The sequence below is a fragment of the Bacillus sp. FSL K6-3154 genome, from assembly GCF_040869395.1.
Lineage (GTDB): Bacteria > Bacillota > Bacilli > Bacillales > Bacillaceae > Bacillus > Bacillus safensis.
Genome location: NZ_CP152033.1, coordinates 1,620,705 through 1,640,019 on the forward strand (window position 1 = coordinate 1,620,705; position 19,315 = coordinate 1,640,019).

Sequence of the window (19,315 nt, forward strand, 5' to 3'; positions counted from 1 at the left end):
TTAGATTGTATATTGAAGTACTACTTACGCAGCCGGTTACAAGCATTATTATAGTCATTAATAATTGAAATAGTCTTGTTTGCAACGTCACTTCCAAGAGATGCATACAATTTCTTATCACCAATAATATAAAATTCTTCTTTAGCTCGAGTGGCCGCAACATTCATTATATTGGGCTCTGAAACAGCCCACTTTGCTGCTCCACTGCTATTTGAATCTGTTCCTAGGACAAAATAGACAATTTTAGCTTCTTTTCCTTGAAAAGTATGAACAGTACCTACATTTATTGGTTTACCTTCTTTTCGTTTAGTAAAGGTTATTTCATCTAAAACTCGTGCAATTTGATAAGCAACATTTCTAAAAGGAGATATCACATAGATATCATTAGCTAAATCTGTATTTGCTTGTATCCGCTCAGTAATTTGTTTTTTCAATAACTCAGCTTGTTCTTTAACATATTTGTCATTCGCCTTTCCCACACAATGAAGCCACTCTGATCTCCCTTGCACCTCATCTTCATTTTTTCCTTGTACCATTAAACCATCATAAGAAATTTCATTAGAAATCGTGAACATTGGATAGTTTGAACGTCTATGTACCCACAGTGGAATTCCAATCCATTCGTCTTCGTTTTTTTGGAATCCATACTGACTAGTATCATCTACTATTGTTTGAGTGGATGCATTAGCAGATACAAATTTTTCGTCTACGTTATAGTGTCTTCCAATCAAAGTTAAAACATTTGGATCTAAATTTAATACGGGCCTTATTTGTGAGGGGTCTCCAACAACCATTACTTTTTTACTTCTAAAAATGGCTCCTACACTAGCCTGCGGTAATGCTTGACCAGCCTCGTCAATAAATAAGTTGCCTATTGAATTTTCCTTGAGGTTTTTAAACATTCGACCAAAACTTGCAAAAGTTGTACTGATAACTGGCACAGCGAAATTGATCCATTGCCATGCTTCTGAAATTATCTCATGGCCATTCTCTTTCGCAATGTAATTTGATTGTTTATTCCAGATAATCCTTGCTGCTTTTAAATTTCTTACGTTCTCATTGAGGAATTGCTTTCTAACTTTTAAAGCCGAAATAAATAATTCTGATTGTAAAATACGAAACTCCTTTGTAAACCAAGGATTAGACTTTTGGAGTTCTTCGTATGATAAAGAAAAGTCTATTTCCTTAATTTCATTTTGTGACTTGTTCTTTTCAAATGCATCAATTTCTTTTTTCATTTTTCCCAAATCATTATTCTTAGCATTCACCCATCGTTCATAGGTAGATTTTCTTTCCATCATTTGTTTTTGAGTATACTCTTTTTTAACAGCATTTTTAGCTAGATGCTTTTCAAGCTGTCTATAATCATTTGTAAGTGTTGTTTTTTGTTGAGTTAGATCATTTAAGTGTTCATTCACGCTGCTTAGCTTTTTGAAATAATGTTCGACTTTAGATTTATTAAATATTTTCTGAAACCATAAAAAACTAGGCTTTTGTGAAGTAAGAACATGATAATTTCGTTCAGCTTGTACTTCTGCCCTTGATAAATTTTCAAGTTCAACAGAAACATTAGATAAAACTTTTTGAAATTTTAATTCCTCTTCTCTAAGTCTCTCTAATTCAGCTTTTGCTTCTTTTTCATTACTAGTCAAAACTTTATGTTTTTCTGTTTTCTCATTTTCAAATTCTTTAACTTGATTTATATAATTGATCTTTAGTTTTCGTATTTTATATAATTTTTGGCTATATTTTTCTACTTTGTCTCTTTCAACTTTTAATTTATTATAAAGCCGTTTGAATTCCTGATATACTCCAGTATTCGATTGATCATCTTCCTCTAAATCTTTTTCAATTGTCTCTATATTGAGAAGCAATTTATTCATGTTGATTGAATTTCCACCTTCTAATGAAAAAACACCCCAATTTTTATCATTGAGCAGTTCACTTATAATGTATCGATCTTTCCCAAATCCTTCTCCTTTTAGTTGAGAATTAGAGATATCTTTGAAATAATTTGCTTTCTCTAATTGATCTTGAAAACATTTTGGAATCTCTTCTTTCACCGGTAATTCATTAACGATATTTTGGACTGCTCCATTATTTGAACTTGCCACAATAATATTCTTATCAGAAATAGATCGTGGTAACACGCCAAGTTTAGCATTTTGCCAATAGGCCAGACTGCCTTGAATCACTTTATTAGAAAGATTTGAAATAGCTAGAGCCTGTTGTACGACTAAATCAGCAAAAATATCCTTCAACAATGTTGTCTTGCCTGTTCCTGGTGGGCCGTTAATACTTCGGATATCGTTTTTGTCGTTTAAAGCTAAATTGACAGCTGCTTGTTGCATAAAATAGAGTGCATAATCAGGGTTTGATGGAAAACGTCCTAACGGATAATATTTTGGTTTTAAAGCAATTTCCTCAAAAATATAAGCGTTAAAATGTTCAGACTCTTTATGACTGTCTAGATTTCTTCTATTTCCAGTAAACCCATTAAAATATCTGTTTATATTTTCAGTATCAATTAACTTTGCCATTTTTAAATCTTCAATAAAGAATGAATGTAGATTTATATCCTCATTATCCAGATGTCGTATGAATTTATAACGGAAATTATCTATTGATACATGATACTTTTGTATAAGTTCAGAGAATACATTATGAAAACCCTCTTCAAATTTTCGAACTAATTCTTCCCTAAATAAAGTTTCAACTTTTAAAAAATCATCAGGTAAATGGCCATGTTCGCGAATATAACCGCTCATTGTTAAAAACAATTTATCAGCCACCAGATTTAGTTGATGATCAAAATATAAAGCGAAAGTAAATTTTTCCGAATTACTTATTTCCTCATAAGTTTTCTCAATATTATATTTTTCTCTCAAAATATCAACAACTTCTTGGAAATTGAAAATACCAAAGTAAAATACGATTCCAGACTTTTTAAAGGCTTTATCTGACATATTATTGTGTTGTTTTTGATAATATAAAAAATTCATAAAGAATTGTTGCCAATCTTTTTCAATACGATGAAATGTCTTTAATAATTTACCATTTTTATTAATTGAACCTTCTGCTAACTGCTCTATTGTAATCCATGCACTTAGAATATCTTCCTTTTTATTCATGCTATATCTCCTGTTATCGAGCATATTTAAATAATTATACTTTTGAATAGTTTTTGACTCTTTAATATTAAATAATAACATACTTTTCCAGTGTCACTCAATTCCATATTGCAGTTATATGAAACAGCAAAATATCAACTAAACATGTTATCAAAACGTGAAGAAGAAAGACGAAATCAATTAGAAGTAGTGGCTTTAGATGAATTAGTGCCTGATGATCATCTTGTATGGAAAATAGATTAAACAATCGAATTTGACTTTGTTTGTAATCTTGTCAAAGATCATTATAGTTCCGACAATTCCGCACTTTTTTACTTTCGGTAAAAACTACGTGAGACGCTTCCACGATACAGATTTATTCGAACAAATTTTTTATCGAATCTTCAGAGAAGCGATGAAAAAAAGGCCTCGTTGACCCTTCTGTCGCATTCATTTATTCAACTCATGTCAAAGGAAACTCCAATAAGAAAAAACTTGAAAAGAAAACCGTTCGAGTTGAGACGAGAAGTTATCAAAACCAGCTTCATGAAGAGATCAATATTGATCGTGAATAACATGAAAAAAAGCCTTTACCCCTACAGAATAAAGAAGAAACAAAAGAAGTCAAGGTCAGCACAACTGACGCAGAGAGTGGCTACTATGTAAAGGATAAACGTGAAAAATCATTTGCTTATTCATTTCATACAGCTTGTGATTCAAAAGGGTTTATTCTAGGATCACTGGTCACAGGTGGCAATCTTCATGATATTCTTATGTTAGATTCACTCGTATCAAAGGTGACAGAGAAAATGGGAAAACCAAATATAGTAGCAGTAGATGCTCGATATAAAACACCTTACATCGCTAAATTTTTAATGAATCAAAAGATCGGGCCTGTTATGCCTTACACTCGCCCAAGAACAACAGCTGGTTATTTGAAAAAGAATGAATACTTATATGATGCATATTTTGATTTTTATATTTGCCCCAACGGGCAAATTCTCTCTTATCGTAAAACGACTAGAGGAGGCTATAAGCAATATGCATCCGATTCAGAAGTATGTAAGTACTGCTCAATTTTAGATAACTGTACACAAAGTCAAACCACATCAAACAAATTCATCGGCACATTTGGCAGGATTACCTAGATGAAGCAGACAACCTGAGATTCACTGAAATAAATAAGAGCATCTGCACAACGGAAAGAAACAATTGAACGCGTTTTTGCGGATGCAAAAGAAAAGCATGGTATGCGTTGGACGAAACTTCGTGGACTAAAAAAGTTTCAATGCAAGCGATGCTTAATTTCGCTGCTATGAACCTTAGAAAGCTAACAAATTGGACATGGAAAAAACCATATCCAGCGTAAAACATATTATGTTTTTACAAAAAATGCGAAAACCCCACTTTTATTTGAAGTAAAGGTGGGGTTTGTGTACGGTCTGAGCGTCATTCAATAGAATTGAATGGCGCTTGCTTGATCTATAAATGAACTAATTCTGTTATCTTTTTTTTAGCAGATAAACCATCCATTAGCTAATCTATCCACTTGATAATCAGCTTCTCCAATGAAAACTGCAAAATCATCTGGATGGACATCAACTTCAATTTCGTGACCAATGAACGCATGATGATTAGAGAGATCCTGATAAAGTTCGATTAAAAAATGTAGCATTTGATTTTGAAGAATAAATACCCTAATTCTCCCCAGTCTAAGATGTATATTTATTCATTTTTATTAAAAGCTAAACTGGTTAACCATAGTTATCTAAAAGCTTAAGAACAATGACTTTCCTATTCAAAACTGCTTTGGTAGACTAGTTTATATTTATTAATATCATATTACTTATATTATATTTTTACATAAGATTACGTTTTTCTTGATAATATCTTTCAACTTATGTTTTTAATTATTAGAGTATTGAATTTACTTAATATTTAATTACTTTTCGTTAATCTCTTTAATTAATTTATTATCTGTTTTGTTTAAATACAATCTAATATCTTCTTTTTTTACAGTTCCTTCTTCCGAGGAAGCCAAGATTATTTGTAATTGCTTAGGATATTCATTTTTTAATAGATACAACTCATTTAAAAATTGGTTAAACGTATCTATATCTAAATTTTGCTGTCTCGGTTCATCTAATACTAATAAATATGGATGATTTGTGGAATTAGAATATATTAAGCTAGTCTTCAATAAAGCTAAATAATAAGCCAAAATTATTCTTATCAATCCGCTGCTTGAAGTAATATTATACAGGTTAACTCCGTCAATTTTGGGATAATAATCTTCTCTGTCTATCTTTATTTGTTTATATATTCTATTTATTAAACTTACTTCCTTATTCCCTTTTCCCTTAATCGACTTATCTAAATTATCAACTTTAGAAGTATCGAAACCATCTTTTAGAAAATCTAATTTAAAGAGAATATCTTTGAATTTCTCTTCAAAAGTATCAAGTTTTCCTTTATCTAAATCCTCACTGGCTTTTGCTTCTTTAATACTTTTCTTTAGATTTTTGATTTTTTTAACGATTTTATCCTTTTCAATATTAATACTTTCATATTTCCTCAATATCTCTTTATCTTTCTTTAATTCTTTAATGCTATTTTCTATTCGTCCAACTTCTCTTGAAAAGAAATCATATTGTTCCATGCTTTGCGGTTTTAGTTGGTCTTCATAAGTATCCATTGTTTGTCTCAACTCTTTTAATTCCAAACGAACTAAGAACAATTTGTTTGCAATCCCCTTTTTTGCATCTTCCTTTTCTTTCATTAATCTTTTAAAATCTTTCAGCTCATCCAATAGGTATTGTAGTGTTTGAACCGTATTACTTACATTTTTTAATTCCGAACCACATAAACCGCAACATCCAGAAGACAATTCTTCTTTTTCCTTAATATTTATGTCATTTAAGCATCTTGGGCATGTCTCAATAGGTAAAATTCCAATTAATTTTTTTGCAGTTTTAAGCTTATCATTTTTCTCAATATCTGATTCAATTTTAGTTATGTAATACTGATATTGGTGTGTTTCAGCTTCCAGTAATTCTATCGATTCTTCATGTTTCTTAGCCTCCATAATCATTTGACGATATTTAGAGCGAATTTCTTTTAGGACGTTATCGACTACGCTGTTGCCTTTTACCAACTCTGCAATTTTCTTTTGTAGGTCATTTACTTCATTTTCTTTATCTCTAATTTCTTCATCTATTTGTTCTAATTCTACATGAGACAATAATTGCACTACTTCTTGTAAATCGTTTAAAGAATTCCTCTTTTGTCTTAATTGTGAATTATAGAATTCCAATGAATGTCTATATTTAGCAACATCAGTACTAGAAAGTGCCAGTATAAATTCAAACGCAGTTTTTTTTATATCTGCGATTTCATATTTTGGATTTGTTGTTTGAATATCAGTCCAAGCTTCTTGTGGCACAACAAAAAGGGGTAATATGTTTTGAATATAAAAGATTAACCTTCCCTCATGTCTTTCAGTACCCACCTCTAAATCTTGGCTTACTTTACGAATTGGTTCTATACCTAAAAATGAAAACAAAAACTCTTGATATGTTAAATTCCCAACCATATTTTTATCTTTATTAATTTTATAAAATTCCTTTTCACTTGCTCGACTATCTAATGTCATCCCTGTATCGTGTTCTTCTAACGAAACATTCTTAAAAATAATAACTGACTCATTATATTCAACAGCATCTCTTAATACAACAATTCGATTTCCATTACTTTTTAATTGTAAATAAATTTCAGCATGTTCGAGACTTTCATCCATAAATTTTCGTAGTAACAATTTAAAATTAATAATTTCTTTCTGTTTCTTCCCATAGATAGCCTCACCGTTTAGGCCATATACAATACTTTCAATAAGTGTAGATTTCCCCAAAGTATTCTTTCCAAAAATCATATTAACTTCACTTATTTCGTTATCTACTAAAAAATTAAGATAACGGCCATACTGGATGCCACTTTTAGCTAAGATTCTTATTTTTATGGCTTCAATAAACACTTCTACTCACCTTCAATTCCAAGCATTAGAGATGGAAAATGCTTTCTTATATAATCATTTATTCTTTCATTAGTTGAATTTTTAGGAAAGATAGTATTAATAATTTCCATCCTATCTACCCAAACGGGTTCTTCTTCTATTATTTGCTCTGAAATTTCAATTCCTAATTTCGTCAAAGTTAAGCACATTGCTTTTTTATTTTTATTGAAATTATTAAATTCAACTCTAATCAAACCTTTGCTCACCATATAATTTAAAATCGCATCATACCTATGGTCCCAAGGACCTCGAATATATTTGATCATTGGTGAAAGCGCTCTTTCGGATTCAAATGATTTAAGTTTTAAATCGTCTAAGAGCTTAGTTTTTTTTTCAATATCAATCACTCTTTTTAAATAAAAAGGGTAACGAATGAGAAAATCAAAGAACGAAAATTTCCCTCTACCATATATGGTAGATTTACTAAAGAATGGTTCATTGATAATTCCGCATATTCTAATCAAAAGTAAAATTCTATATGCATGAAAATCAAAATCATCATCCGGTTGAATGTATTCCTGTTGTTCATCTAATGGTGCCGCTTCCATAATTACTTCATTTTTAATTAATATATCAAAAAAATCCTCCGTAAAATTCACTTTTTTATCCATATCACTCTTACCTTTCTCTATGCCATCTTAAAAAGCACTTCGCTGCCATATGAAACATTTGACCATATACAATATCTAGATCCACATTAAACTTTTTAATTTTCACTAGTGAATTAAATTCTTTCAAGGCTAATTTAAGTTCCTTTTTAAATCTAAGATAAAAGCTTGCTGAAGTAATTTGATTATCCATTTGCAACTCTAAAACAGCATCGTTACAAATATCTTCTATTTTCTTCTCCAACTTTTTAATTTCATCATACTCTCGGTGGAAATTTTGAAAACTGAGCATTTGTATATATAACAAGTACCTACACCTTAATTCAGTAGCTGTCTGCAGCAAATTATTTCTATTCTCTTTATCAATTCCTTCGATTTTATTAAACTTCATCTCCAGCCTACTTTGTTCCTGATTATTTTCTTTTTCTATAAATTCTTCCACTTCTTCAGGTTCGATTCTCGGCATCTCGTACAAATAATACTCTGCATCGCTTGTAGTAGATTGAAACTGATGTTCAAGCCGTGTTCCCCAAGAATTTATATCGTTTCTAATTCGATTTTCTGAATCAGAAATATTTTGATTAAGTCCAGAGAATTCTTGCCCGATTTTTAAACTAAGTATGTCAAACTCTTTTAATACTGCTTTATCAATTCCTAAGCGAATGACATCATCTGTTTCATTGAGAATCTTCCCTAATAATTGATTATCAAGAAACCTATGCTCCCTTTTTTCTTTTACAGCTTTAAAATTAATTTCCGTAAGTAATCTACCGAAATATAAATCTACTCTACTCTCGTCTTTTGAAAAATTTCTCAAAGCTTCATTCGCCTTTTCTTTTAACACTTCAATAGATTGAACAGCTTCTATACTTTCAAATATCCACCTGATTCTATTTGTAAAATCCTCCATAATATTATCATTATCAATTTTGCTCTTAAAGTTTTTTGATAGATTCTGAATAATCTCAAGTTCTTTATTGAGTTTCTCAATCTCTATTCTCATTTCCTCATTTTCTAAGGGTGCATTATTAGTTTTCTCATTACGTGTAGCTATCTTTTTTTGAATCGCCTTTTCCATAGATTTTTTTTCGTCTTCAAAAATTTCAAGTAACATTTCTTTAGTTTTAGAAACACAGGTTTTTTGTAATACTTGATTTTCACCTAAGTTTCCTTGTAGTTCCATCCACTTTTCAATAGTAGTATCTCTTTTTGAGATATGGGTGTTTGTCTCAAATACATATTCCCCGTCATACCCTTCGTATATCAAATGTAAGAGAAAATAATTATAAAGAGACTTTTTAATCTCCTCACTATTTATATTCAAAGCCGTTGAATAACACTTCAATTGGGTGAACCTAACTGTCTGTTCCATTAAATTAATTTCCTTGATATCATCATCAACTTCACAATAAATGGTAATATTCTCATTTTTTTGGTAATTATCTAACCAAAGCAACAATGTTTTTAGATACTGATAAATAAAACCTCTGTTAGAACCAGGGGCATCTGTATCTTTTTTGAAAATAATTAGTTCACTAGTGGCCATATTTTCATTTCCTCCAACCAATAATCTCTTGAAAAATAGGTAACTACTAATATTTTACCATATTTAAACAAAATGTTACTCCGATTTCATTTCGAAAATCCAACATTGCTTAAATTTATAAACAAAGTGACTTTACAAATAGCAAACATTCCCTTACTCCTATTTACTCGGCAGGTAAAAATACTTTATCTTAATACAAGTTGTTCAGATATGCTGAGTTAGAAAATTCACTTTCAATATTAAATTTATATATACTATAATGGCCTATGATAGATTAATTCACCATAGGCTCGAATGAAACAGGAGGAAATTTTCCCCTATTTATGATAAGGCTCCCCCCGAACAATCCGAAACGCCCGATAAATCTGCTCCACCAACACCAACCTCATCAACTGATGCGGAAACGTCATCCTCGAAAACGACAGCTTCTCATTTGCACGCTGCATGACAGCATCACTTAATCCAAGGGATCCGCCTATAACAAAACATACCTTGCTTTTTCCGTATGTTGCCAGCTTATCTATTGTATCGGCTAATTCTTCGGAAGTTTTCATTTTTCCTTCGATGGCGAGGGCGATGACGTGGGCGTCTGGGTTGATTTTGCTTAGGATGCGTTCGCCTTCTTTGTCTTTGATGATTTTCATGTCTTGATCGCTGAGATTCTCGGGTGCTTTTTCGTCCGCGAGCTCAATGATGTCGATTTTCGCATAGGCTTGTAATCGCTTTGTGTATTCTGCTATGCCTTGCTTTAAATATTTCTCTTTTAATTTTCCTACTGTGATAATTGATATATTCACAGGTCATCCCCACCTTAAGAACAAGTTATTCATATAAGTTATCAACAATTGTGGATAAAATTTGTGTATTTTGTGTCCGATCATTCGTTCCCCACTATATATATTGCAGGTTCATCGCACAATTCACAGGTTGTGGATAAACTGTGTGTATGTTCGATTTTTCTGAATTCCGGCGGCGTTTCATGATCATCTATGTACATGTCTAATACGGTTTCTATGTGTTCTGCACACGCATAAAATGTTTTGTTCATAAGTTTCTGATTCCTCCAATATGTTGTCTGGTTATTCACAAGTGTTTCGCTCATTGTTCAATATAACCGATTTATTCACATGTTAATAGTCTTTTACCATTTCTCACACCTTTTATCCACAAACCAAACAAAGAAGCCTCCACTCCTGTGAAGGCTTCTTTCTATAAAAATGGATTATAAAATCTCGTTCCTCTAACAAATGTAATCACTAGCGACACGATCAGCACCACACCAACAAACAATAACGCCACATAATCTGCTTTTTGAAAGTCTTTTGCCGTAAACCATGTGCGCTTTTTATGTTTCCCAAACCCCCGCAGCTCCATCGCATTGCTAATCGTCTCAATCCGCTCCAAACTGGAGAAAATCAACGGCATCACAATCGATAGCGCATTTTTGATTCGTTTCCCCAACTTTTCATTCTTCGATAAATCAATGCCTCTTGCTTGCTGAGAAATCGCGATCGTGCGAAAATCCCGCTGAATATCTGGTATATAGCGAAGAGCAATCGCTACAGCATACGAAATCCGGTAGCTGACGCCGATTCGGCTGAGAGATGAGGCGAATTCACTTGGATTTGTTGTGACAATAAATAAAAGCGCTGCTGGCATCACGGTCACGTATTTCAGCGTAATGTTCAACTGATAGAAAAGCTGTTCAAGCGTGACATTGTACCAGCCTGCGATATGAAAAAGCTCGTGCTTTGCTCCGTAGATGGCGACACCTTGCTGGGGCGCAAAGATGTAAATGGCGATGTTATTGATCACTAGGAAAATCGCCAGTACGATCACCACGAAGGAAATATCACGAAATCGTACGTTCGATAGCTGAAAGAACACGATACTGGCGGCTAACATAAAGGCTAAAACGCCTGTATCATACGTGAGCATCGCTGCGGATGACCAGAGGATAAAGCAAATGAGTTTGGTTGCACCTGTCAGCCGGTGAATCGGCGACGGGCGATCGATATAGGACAGCATGTCTACAGCCATGTCATTCGTTCCTTTCTGTCAACCTCAATGAAGCGATCCACGAGTTCATTTGGATTCGGCCAATCAGCTTTCAGCGCCAGTTCATACAGCGATGTTTCCTTTAAGCTCGCCTTTTGAACAAGCAGCTGATCTGTCAGCACTTTGGCTGGTGTATCATCTGCGATTTTTTCTCCATCTGAAATGACAATGGTTCTTGTTGTGTATTCAAGCATCAAGTGCATATCATGGGTGATCATGAAAATCGTGACACCCTGCTGGTTTAATTGCTCTAAAAACGTCATCATCTCTGTGTAATGTTTAAAGTCCTGTCCTGCGGTTGGTTCATCTAAGATGAGGATTTCTGGTTCTAATACAAGAATTGACGCGATGGTGACGCGTTTTTTCTGTCCAAAGCTAAGGGCTGAGATCGGCCACTTCCGAAATGGGTACAGCCCGCACACCTTCAGAACCCGCTCCACACGCTCCTTGATCTCGTCTTCCTTTACGCCTCTTAAAACGAGACCAAGTGCCACCTCGTCAAAAATCATTTGTTTTGAAATCATTTGATTTGGGTTTTGCATGACGACGCCGATTCGTTCGGAGCGCTGTTTGATCGTATCTCCTGTGATGTCATCACCATTTAAAAGAATTGACCCTTTCGTTGGCTTTTCAAATGCACAAAGCACCTTAGATAATGTCGTCTTGCCTGCACCATTGGCTCCTGCGATGCTGATCATTTCTCCTTTTTTGACGGTAAAAGAGATGTTGCTCAGCGTGTTTGGTCTTGTTGGATAGTCAAAGCACAGCTCGCGCACTTCTAGTAAATCCTGTGCTGCACTCTGCTCTACTGATGGCTCAGATGCTTCCATCCATTGCTCGATTTTCTCTTTTGCCTCGTCGTCTAAGGTGAGACGCTGTAAATCAGCGATTTGATCTCCTGGCGCAACCGGAATGCCTGCATATTTCATCGCCTTTACATATAAAGGCTCACGTAAATACGCCGCTTCTAATACGTTTGAGGCGAGCAATTCATCTGGTGTCATATCCGCTACAATCGTTCCTTCATTGACAACGATAATGCGGTCCACATGACGGAAGAGGACGTCCTCTAATCGGTGCTCAACCATCACGATGGTTTTTTTCGTTTGTTTTTGCAGCCGGTCAATGAGGTCGATGACTTCTTTACCTGTTGCGGGATCAAGGCTTGCAAGTGGTTCATCAAACAGTAAAATGTCGACATCGTTGACAAGTACACCCGCAATGGCGACACGTTGTTTTTGCCCGCCTGACAGCTCATGCACGGACGATGCCAGCTTTCCGTCTACCTCTGTTAATCTGGCAGCTTCCTCGACACGTGTGTTCATTTCTTCGCGTGTGACTTGATCATTTTCAAGTGTAAATGCGATGTCTTCTCCAACGGTCAGCCCGATGAATTGTCCATCAGGGTCCTGAAGCACCGTTCCGACAAGCTGTGAGAGGGAGAAAATGTTCTCTTTCTCTGCATTTTTCCCGCCGATGTGAAGACTTCCTTCCATAGAACCTTTATAAGACGCAGGAACTAGCCCATTGATACAATGGGCTAGTGTGCTTTTTCCCGATCCAGACGGGCCTGCGATGAGAATTTTTTCTCCTTCATAGATGGTCAGGTTGATATCCTTTAATGTTGGTTCTGCCTGACTGCGATACTTGAATCCGAAATGTTCGAATTGAATCATCGGTTTCTTCATTTATGTGTTCCACCTTGCTTCATGATGTTTCTTTCGATAGGCTGCCGCTTTTGCTTCTCGTTTTCGCATAAGCTGCAATGATAATGGTTCCTAGTACACCAACTGTGATGATGTTTGAAATCCCTGCCACGATGCCTTGAACAAACACTTTGTTCGCCGGTTCTGCATAGATCACAATGTCAAGTACAGGAGCAATGATAAACCAGCCTAATGCCTGTGCGCCTGCTTGTACGGCATTAAAGAGCGTGATTTTCTTCCAACCGAAGTCTCCCTCTTCTACTTTTAAACGGTTAGAAATAAAGCCGATCAATAAACCAACGACACCCGATACAATAATCCAGCTCCACCAAGGGCCAAATGTGGTCGCATCTTTAATGAGATGGCCAATAAAACCAATCAGTGCGCCTGCAACAGGACCAAATAGCACGGCCATTAATGCAAGGAATGCGTATGAGGTTTCAATTTGTGTATTCGGAATACCAGTTGGAATGGAGACGAATCGTCCTAGAATCACAAAGACGGCTGCGCCAATTCCAATGGCAACGACAGTTTTCGTTGAAAGTTGTTTTCCTGCCATGATGTATCCTCCTCTTATTCGTATATAATGCGCGGAGCTTTGCGAATCGAAAGGCGCCAGCCTGTGCCTGTACCGATGTTATAAGCCTTTGCAAATGACCCTTGATTGATCGCCACGCCTAAATGGTCGAGTGAATTGACATATACGAGTGGTTCGCCTACCTTTAAGTCGGCAAAAGATCGTCCATAGGTCATGATATTTTTATACACATTTTTCGGCCCGTTGGCAATGGTAACTTCTATTGCATCCCCATAATTAATTGAAAGCTGTTCAAATAGCGTGTGATGAATATTTGTCCATAGGTTTCCGAATCTCACATCTAAAATATCAATCGTCCCTGTGATCACATCTTCTTCCGCATAAGCCTGTACGACTGGAAGATGGATAATATCATCAATATTCGCCTTTGGCCCAACCTCTTCAAAAGAAATCACACCTGATGCAATTCTCGCCCCTGTATAAGCGTAAATATCTCTCCCATGGAATGTATGTGATTTTCCCGACTTTGGCAGTCGGTTAATGGTTTCATCTAAATAACGGGCTTCCACAATGCCAATATCCTGGGCAACGTGCGTGAGCGTCCCGTTATCTGGGGTAATAATATAGTGTGAACTTGTCGTTTTGACGACAAGACTTTTTCTCTCTGATCCAACGCCCGGATCAACGACGGAAACGAATACCGTCTCTTCCGGCCAGTATGTGACGGTTTGAAGCAGGCGATAAGATGCCTCCCAAATGTCATACTGCGGAATATTGTGTGTTAAATCAAAAATGCGGATGCTACTGCTGACCGTATTTGCCACTCCGTACATTGCACTGACAGCTCCATCATCAATGCCGAAATCTGATTGTAAAACCAATGCATGTTCACTCATGTCAATCTCCCTTTCATTTGAAAAAATGGATGTGGTGTTTCACGTGGAACATTTGAACAATTGTATGAAAAAAAGTGGACAATAAAAAATACCCCATCCTTATCTTTGAATCATAAGGACGAGGTATTTGTCTCGTGGTACCACCTTTATTTACTGTTTGCTCGCGCTAAACAGCCTCTACAAGTACAAAGCTCCAATCTGGCTCATATACTGTGGTTTTGATAACGAGTACCAACTCTCGTCGTCACCTACTAATATCATAGATATGTTCAGCACGAGGCTCAGAGACCATTTTTCGAATCATTATTTTTGCTTCTTTTCAGCTACCGAAGCTCTCTGTGGAAAAATTGATGATTGTACTTTCTCTCGTCATTGCCTGTATAACTATCTTGAATTAAAGCTATCATACATGATGTTTTTTGATAAATCAAGATATTTTTCTGAACATTTTTAAAAATTAGTCAACTGGTGCTGGAAGAGTCTTCTTTTTATGAAATTTAAACAAATGTTAAAGAGCGAGATATGGTGTCTTTCTTTTCTAGGGGTATAATAAAGGTGAAGGGAGGTACAGCGTGTGTGGACCATCTGTATGAATGAGTTTAAGCAGCTCTTCAAAAGCACAAAATCTATTTTAACAATTGTTATTATTTTCATTTTATCTACTTTTGTTTCAAGTCTTCCGTTTATCGCTGCTCATCAGGAAAAATGGGAACTGGCAAAGGATCCTTATTCTATTGGGAATGAACTGGTGATGTCTTTATTTGGTTTCTTCCTTATTTTTTTATTGTCTCATGATATTTTAAGCCGCGAAATTCATTTGAAAACCATTCGTTTTCTCGTCAGTAAAACAACCCGTTTGAACATTATCATCGGGAAATATCTAGGACTGATGCTGTTTTGGCTTAGCTGTATTATGACGACATATGTGCTGAATATGGTGATTTCACACCGTTTTCTGTTCTCAGATGCCTTAAAAATCTTAACCTTTATCAGTGTCGGTATCTCATGTGCTTTATTTTTGTCCATGCTCTTTCCAACACCGCAGAAATCAATGTTTGTCGGTATGTTATTTTCCTTTCTTTTCCCAATCGTCAGTATGATTTCTGTTCTTTCTTCAGAACGAATGATTCATTGGTTCCAATATATGACGCCTTATTATTATGCGCGCTGGAGTGAACCGCTGACCTACGTCCTAATGAACACGGCATTGACCGTTATCTTACTCATTGGAACTGCACTGCTGTTTCAAAGGAGGGATGTGTAGATGCTTCATACAAAAGGGCTCACAAAAAAATATCGTACAAAAGTCGCAATAGATCATATTAATCTTGATGTCAATCAGGGCGATATCTTCGGCCTCATTGGACCAAAGGGATCTGGTAAGACGACGTTTTTCAATATCATTACCGGGATCTCCCGCCCTACCTCTGGTACGTTTACAGTGATGAATATGCCTTCGCTAAAAAAAGTGAGACAGCATATCGGTGTTCTGCCAGAATATACGGATTTATATGAAGGTCTTACGGCTCTTGAGCATATTGCCTATTTATCAAAAATCACCGGAACACGCCAGAGAACGAGTGATTATGAAGAACTGCTCGAATTTGTCGGTTTACATCATCATCATCAGGAGAAGGTCGGTGCCTTCACACCTGGTATGAAGAAACGGCTCGGAATGGCGCAGGCCATCGCCCATCAGCCGGAATTTATTTTACTTGACGAACCTTTTGCCGATATTGATGCAGATTCGATCTTGCACATTCAGCGGGTCATTGAAACATTAAAGGATGAAGGGAAAACCGTCTTTTTAACAGCTGACCGCCCAAGGTTCACCAATAGTATTTGTACCAAAACGGCGTTCATTTCTGAAGGAAAATTAGTGTCCCCACATACTCATCCTCAAGAGAAAACCATCACATCCTCAAACATACGTGCAACCTTCAAGCATGCATGGATTGATGATGAGGTGAAACCTGTTCTCACGCAGTACCTACAAACTGTCGGAACAGATCTTGTGATCAGTGATGACGAGACCTCATTGTTAATTCGTTCAGAAGCTCAAGTTCCAGCGATCATTCGCGCTTTCGTGAAGTGTAAAGTCGATTTATACAGAGTCACGGCTCAGGATGCCATGATGTCCTCATAAAAAAGTACCGTACGCTTTCTGCACGGTACTTCTTCTTTTTTATAAAGGTTTACTCATATAAATACCGGTTTCTGCAAATCCCGTTTTCTCGTACAGCGAACGGGCGATTTGATTGTGAGCAAAGACATGGAGCGAGAGTTTTTGCACACCTAATGACTTTGCCTGCTCCTCTAATGCAGCAATGGCCTGCTTTGCAAAGCCTTTTCCTCGATAAGCTTCAAACAAAATAAAGTTATAAATAAATCCTTCGTGCTGCGGGTGATTCGGGTCATAACAAAGCCAAACCCAGCCAATCGCTTCATCTCCGTTTAAGAAATTCCACAGCTCATGATGCTCTGTCTGAAGTCCTTCTGGAAGAAGCCTGTCAAATTGTTCTTCTGCGTTCGCAAGTGATTCTTCCTTCTTCCATGTTCCTGCGAGTACCTTTTCTTCCGCGTACCGCTGAATGGCCTTCTCTATCAATACATCGTAATCGGTTTGTGACATCCGTTGTAGTGTAACCAATCTTACACCCCCCTTTCCTTCATCATATGTCAGTCATGCCAAAAAAACCAGTCCCTTACTGGAACTGGTTAGCCGCCATATCGGTCGGTTTGAGAAAGTTTGATCTCTGCTGATTTTTTCTTCCCGCTTCGGTAAAATTGCACCTTTACCTTGTCGCCGACCTTCCTTTGATATAAGTACTTACGAAGATCCACGATATTCTGTACACTCTTGCCATCAAAGGAGGTCACGACATCCAGCTCTTTTAGTCCTGCTTTTCCTGCTGGAGATAACGGCTCAACACTCATAACAACGACCCCAGATGTAACCTTAGATGGCAGTTTCAACGTTTCCTGCCAGTGGTAGCTCGCAATATCCGCTAATGATTTCATGCCGACGCCAAGATACGGACGCTTTACCTCTCCGTAGCGCTCTAAATCCTCTATGACAGGGATGACCAGATTCGCTGGAATAGACAGCCCGATTCCTTCTACCTCTGATTCAGCAATCTTCATTGAGTTGATGCCGATCACCTTTCCGTCCATATTGATCAAGGCACCACCGCTGTTTCCAGGATTGATGGCAGCATCTGTTTGCAGTACCTCTGCATTCCAATCCGTCTGTCCGTCTCCATTTGAGTCAACAGGGATCGCACGCTCTGTGCCTGATATGACTCCTTGTGTGACAGAGCCTGCGAATTCAAGCCCTAATGGATTTCCAATGGCGATGACTGGCTCACCCGGTTTCACATGATCTGAGTTACCGAAGGCTGCCGTTTTCTTAATTTTATTACTTTTGACAGTGAGAACTGCTAAATCCATGAGCTGATCGCTGCCGACAAGATTGGCACTAATTCTTGTCCCGTCATGGAGGCTCACTTCAAGCTGGTTGGCGCCTTTGATGACGTGATGGTTTGTGACAATATAAAACGTGTCACCCTTTTTTTTATAAATCACACCTGACCCGCTGCCTGCTTCTCCGCCTTCCTCCCAAAAGCTCGACTTTTGGATATTAATGACGCCGACCACCGTATCTGACATATTAGACACCACTTTCGTGACAGCATCATTGACGTTTACATTCACCGTCTTTAAAGGACCCTGTGATGCTTGCCCATCACCGTTCTGCTGCCATCCAAAGGGACTGCCGCTCTGTCCAGATACATAGGGGAAAAAGAATCCCATTAAAAAAGCTCCTACCAATACACCGATCAAACCAGAAAGAAAATATCCTTTTCTGCTTCGTCTCGGCTTCCACTCTACATCGCGATAATCCACTATGTTTCCTTCCTTTCAGTGAATAGATGATGTATATAGTGTTGGTAAGAAGCTCTTATCTTAATCATACGATTATAAAAATCATACGGCGCAAAGCGGGGTTGCTTTTTTCGGGTCCGTATCAAATAAATCAAAGCCATCCCCCACAACAAAGCCCTTCATTTCAAGCGTCTGCTGGACCGCCATACGGGCTAAATCCTTCATGTTGTTGTCTTGACTCAAGTGAGCCAAATAAATGCGTGAGGTGGCATCTCCAATGACATCTGTCATTGCAAGAGCAGCATCTTCATTTGATACATGTCCGATATCGCTTAGAATTCTGCGCTTAATGCTCCATGGGTATCGGCCCATTTGCAGCATCCCGACATCATGATTGCTCTCAAACACAAACGTATTGGCTGACTTAATAATGCCTTTCATGCGGTCACTCACATAGCCTGTATCCGTCATGAGGGCAAGTTTGCGCCCTCCATAATGGAACACGTAAAACATAGGCTCTGCCGCATCGTGTGAGACACCAAATGACTCGACATCAAGGCCGCCAAAGGATTGAACGGTCTCCATATCAAAATGGAATTTCTGCTCTGTATCAATTTTTCCGATATGAGATTCCATCGCCTTCCATGTTTTCGCATTTGCATAGACAGGAAGCTTGTACTTTCTTGCCATGACACCAAGCCCTTTAATATGATCGGAGTGCTCATGTGTCACAAAAATGCCGTCCAAGTCCTCAGGCTTGCGGTCGATTTGGCCAAGCAGCTCGACCATCTGTTTGCCGCTTAAACCAGCATCCACCAAAAAGGCATGCTCGTCTGTTTCTAAATAAAAAGCGTTCCCCGTACTTCCGCTCGCTAGTACACTGAACTGCAAGCTCATGT

15 protein-coding genes, 1 pseudogene and 1 other annotated feature are annotated in these 19,315 nt (G+C 37.0%); of the genes and pseudogenes, 3 read left to right on the forward strand and 13 right to left on the reverse strand.

Translation table 11 applies throughout. The features are described from left to right. Positions 1-20: 20 nt before the first annotated feature. A complete protein-coding gene (locus tag MHH61_RS08465; RefSeq protein ID WP_125586990.1) occupies positions 21-3,131 on the reverse strand; it encodes an AAA domain-containing protein in 3,111 nt (1,036 codons plus the stop codon). A gap of 144 nt (positions 3,132-3,275) precedes the next feature. Here MHH61_RS08465 and MHH61_RS08470 point away from each other — a divergent pair. Further along, positions 3,276-4,479, forward strand: a pseudogene (locus MHH61_RS08470) (IS1182 family transposase). Positions 4,480-5,052: 573 nt separating this feature from the next. On the opposite strand, the gene MHH61_RS08475 reads toward MHH61_RS08470, so the two are convergent. The 9 genes from MHH61_RS08475 to MHH61_RS08515 form a co-directional block, all read right to left on the reverse strand. Continuing rightward, entirely contained in the window at positions 5,053-7,140 is a 2,088-nt protein-coding gene (locus MHH61_RS08475) for an AAA family ATPase (protein WP_125586991.1), read from the reverse strand. A gap of 2 nt (positions 7,141-7,142) precedes the next feature. After that, on the reverse strand, positions 7,143-7,790 hold the full coding sequence (locus MHH61_RS08480; protein ID WP_125586992.1) for a hypothetical protein: 648 nt from the start codon (positions 7,788-7,790) through the stop codon (positions 7,143-7,145). Positions 7,791-7,797: 7 nt separating this feature from the next. Beyond that, the gene (locus tag MHH61_RS08485) at positions 7,798-9,333 is read right to left on the reverse strand and encodes a hypothetical protein (protein WP_125586993.1); all 1,536 of its coding nucleotides are present in this window, start codon (positions 9,331-9,333) and stop codon (positions 7,798-7,800) included. Between the two features lie 317 nt (positions 9,334-9,650). After that, on the reverse strand, positions 9,651-10,130 hold the full coding sequence (rlmH, locus tag MHH61_RS08490) for a 23S rRNA (pseudouridine(1915)-N(3))-methyltransferase RlmH (protein WP_125586994.1): 480 nt from the start codon (positions 10,128-10,130) through the stop codon (positions 9,651-9,653). Between the two features lie 80 nt (positions 10,131-10,210). Next, on the reverse strand, positions 10,211-10,381 hold the full coding sequence (locus tag MHH61_RS08495) for a CxxH/CxxC protein (RefSeq protein WP_065215011.1): 171 nt from the start codon (positions 10,379-10,381) through the stop codon (positions 10,211-10,213). A gap of 161 nt (positions 10,382-10,542) precedes the next feature. Then, positions 10,543-11,373 carry an energy-coupling factor transporter transmembrane protein EcfT gene (locus MHH61_RS08500; RefSeq protein ID WP_125586995.1) on the reverse strand — a complete coding sequence of 277 codons (831 nt, stop codon included), beginning with the start codon at positions 11,371-11,373 and terminating at the stop codon, positions 10,543-10,545. Beyond that, the gene (locus MHH61_RS08505; RefSeq protein ID WP_125586996.1) at positions 11,364-13,079 is read right to left on the reverse strand and encodes an ABC transporter ATP-binding protein; all 1,716 of its coding nucleotides are present in this window, start codon (positions 13,077-13,079) and stop codon (positions 11,364-11,366) included. Before MHH61_RS08505 ends, MHH61_RS08500 begins: the two co-directional genes overlap by 10 nt. Positions 13,080-13,098: 19 nt before the next feature. Continuing rightward, positions 13,099-13,656: an ECF-type riboflavin transporter substrate-binding protein gene (locus tag MHH61_RS08510; RefSeq protein WP_024424020.1), complete on the reverse strand. Its 558-nt coding sequence runs from the start codon at positions 13,654-13,656 to the stop codon at positions 13,099-13,101. Between the two features lie 14 nt (positions 13,657-13,670). Beyond that, the gene (locus MHH61_RS08515) at positions 13,671-14,531 is read right to left on the reverse strand and encodes an S-adenosyl-l-methionine hydroxide adenosyltransferase family protein (RefSeq protein WP_024427616.1); all 861 of its coding nucleotides are present in this window, start codon (positions 14,529-14,531) and stop codon (positions 13,671-13,673) included. Positions 14,532-14,642: 111 nt separating this feature from the next. Beyond that, positions 14,643-14,913, reverse strand: a binding site (T-box leader). Positions 14,914-15,105: 192 nt separating this feature from the next. Between MHH61_RS08515 and MHH61_RS08520 the strand changes: the two genes are divergently transcribed. Then, positions 15,106-15,795 (forward strand): ABC transporter permease subunit, encoded by a 690-nt coding sequence (locus MHH61_RS08520; RefSeq protein ID WP_025093692.1) that lies wholly within the window; start codon positions 15,106-15,108, stop codon positions 15,793-15,795. Beyond that, positions 15,796-16,677 (forward strand): ABC transporter ATP-binding protein, encoded by an 882-nt coding sequence (locus MHH61_RS08525; protein ID WP_125586997.1) that lies wholly within the window; start codon positions 15,796-15,798, stop codon positions 16,675-16,677. It abuts the gene before it with no gap. A 39-nt stretch (positions 16,678-16,716) separates the two neighbouring features. Here the strand turns inward: MHH61_RS08525 and MHH61_RS08530 are convergent, their stop codons facing one another. The 3 genes from MHH61_RS08530 to MHH61_RS08540 all read right to left on the reverse strand — a co-directional run bounded on the left by MHH61_RS08530 (position 16,717) and on the right by MHH61_RS08540 (position 19,313). Further along, positions 16,717-17,181, reverse strand: coding sequence for a GNAT family N-acetyltransferase (locus tag MHH61_RS08530; protein ID WP_041106743.1), 465 nt, complete (start codon positions 17,179-17,181; stop codon positions 16,717-16,719). 68 nt (positions 17,182-17,249) lie between these two features. Further along, positions 17,250-18,437, reverse strand: a complete 1,188-nt coding sequence (locus tag MHH61_RS08535; RefSeq protein ID WP_024427620.1) for a S1C family serine protease — start codon at positions 18,435-18,437, stop codon at positions 17,250-17,252. A gap of 81 nt (positions 18,438-18,518) precedes the next feature. Continuing rightward, on the reverse strand, positions 18,519-19,313 hold the full coding sequence (locus tag MHH61_RS08540; RefSeq protein WP_125586998.1) for an MBL fold metallo-hydrolase: 795 nt from the start codon (positions 19,311-19,313) through the stop codon (positions 18,519-18,521). Positions 19,314-19,315 lie beyond the last annotated feature (2 nt).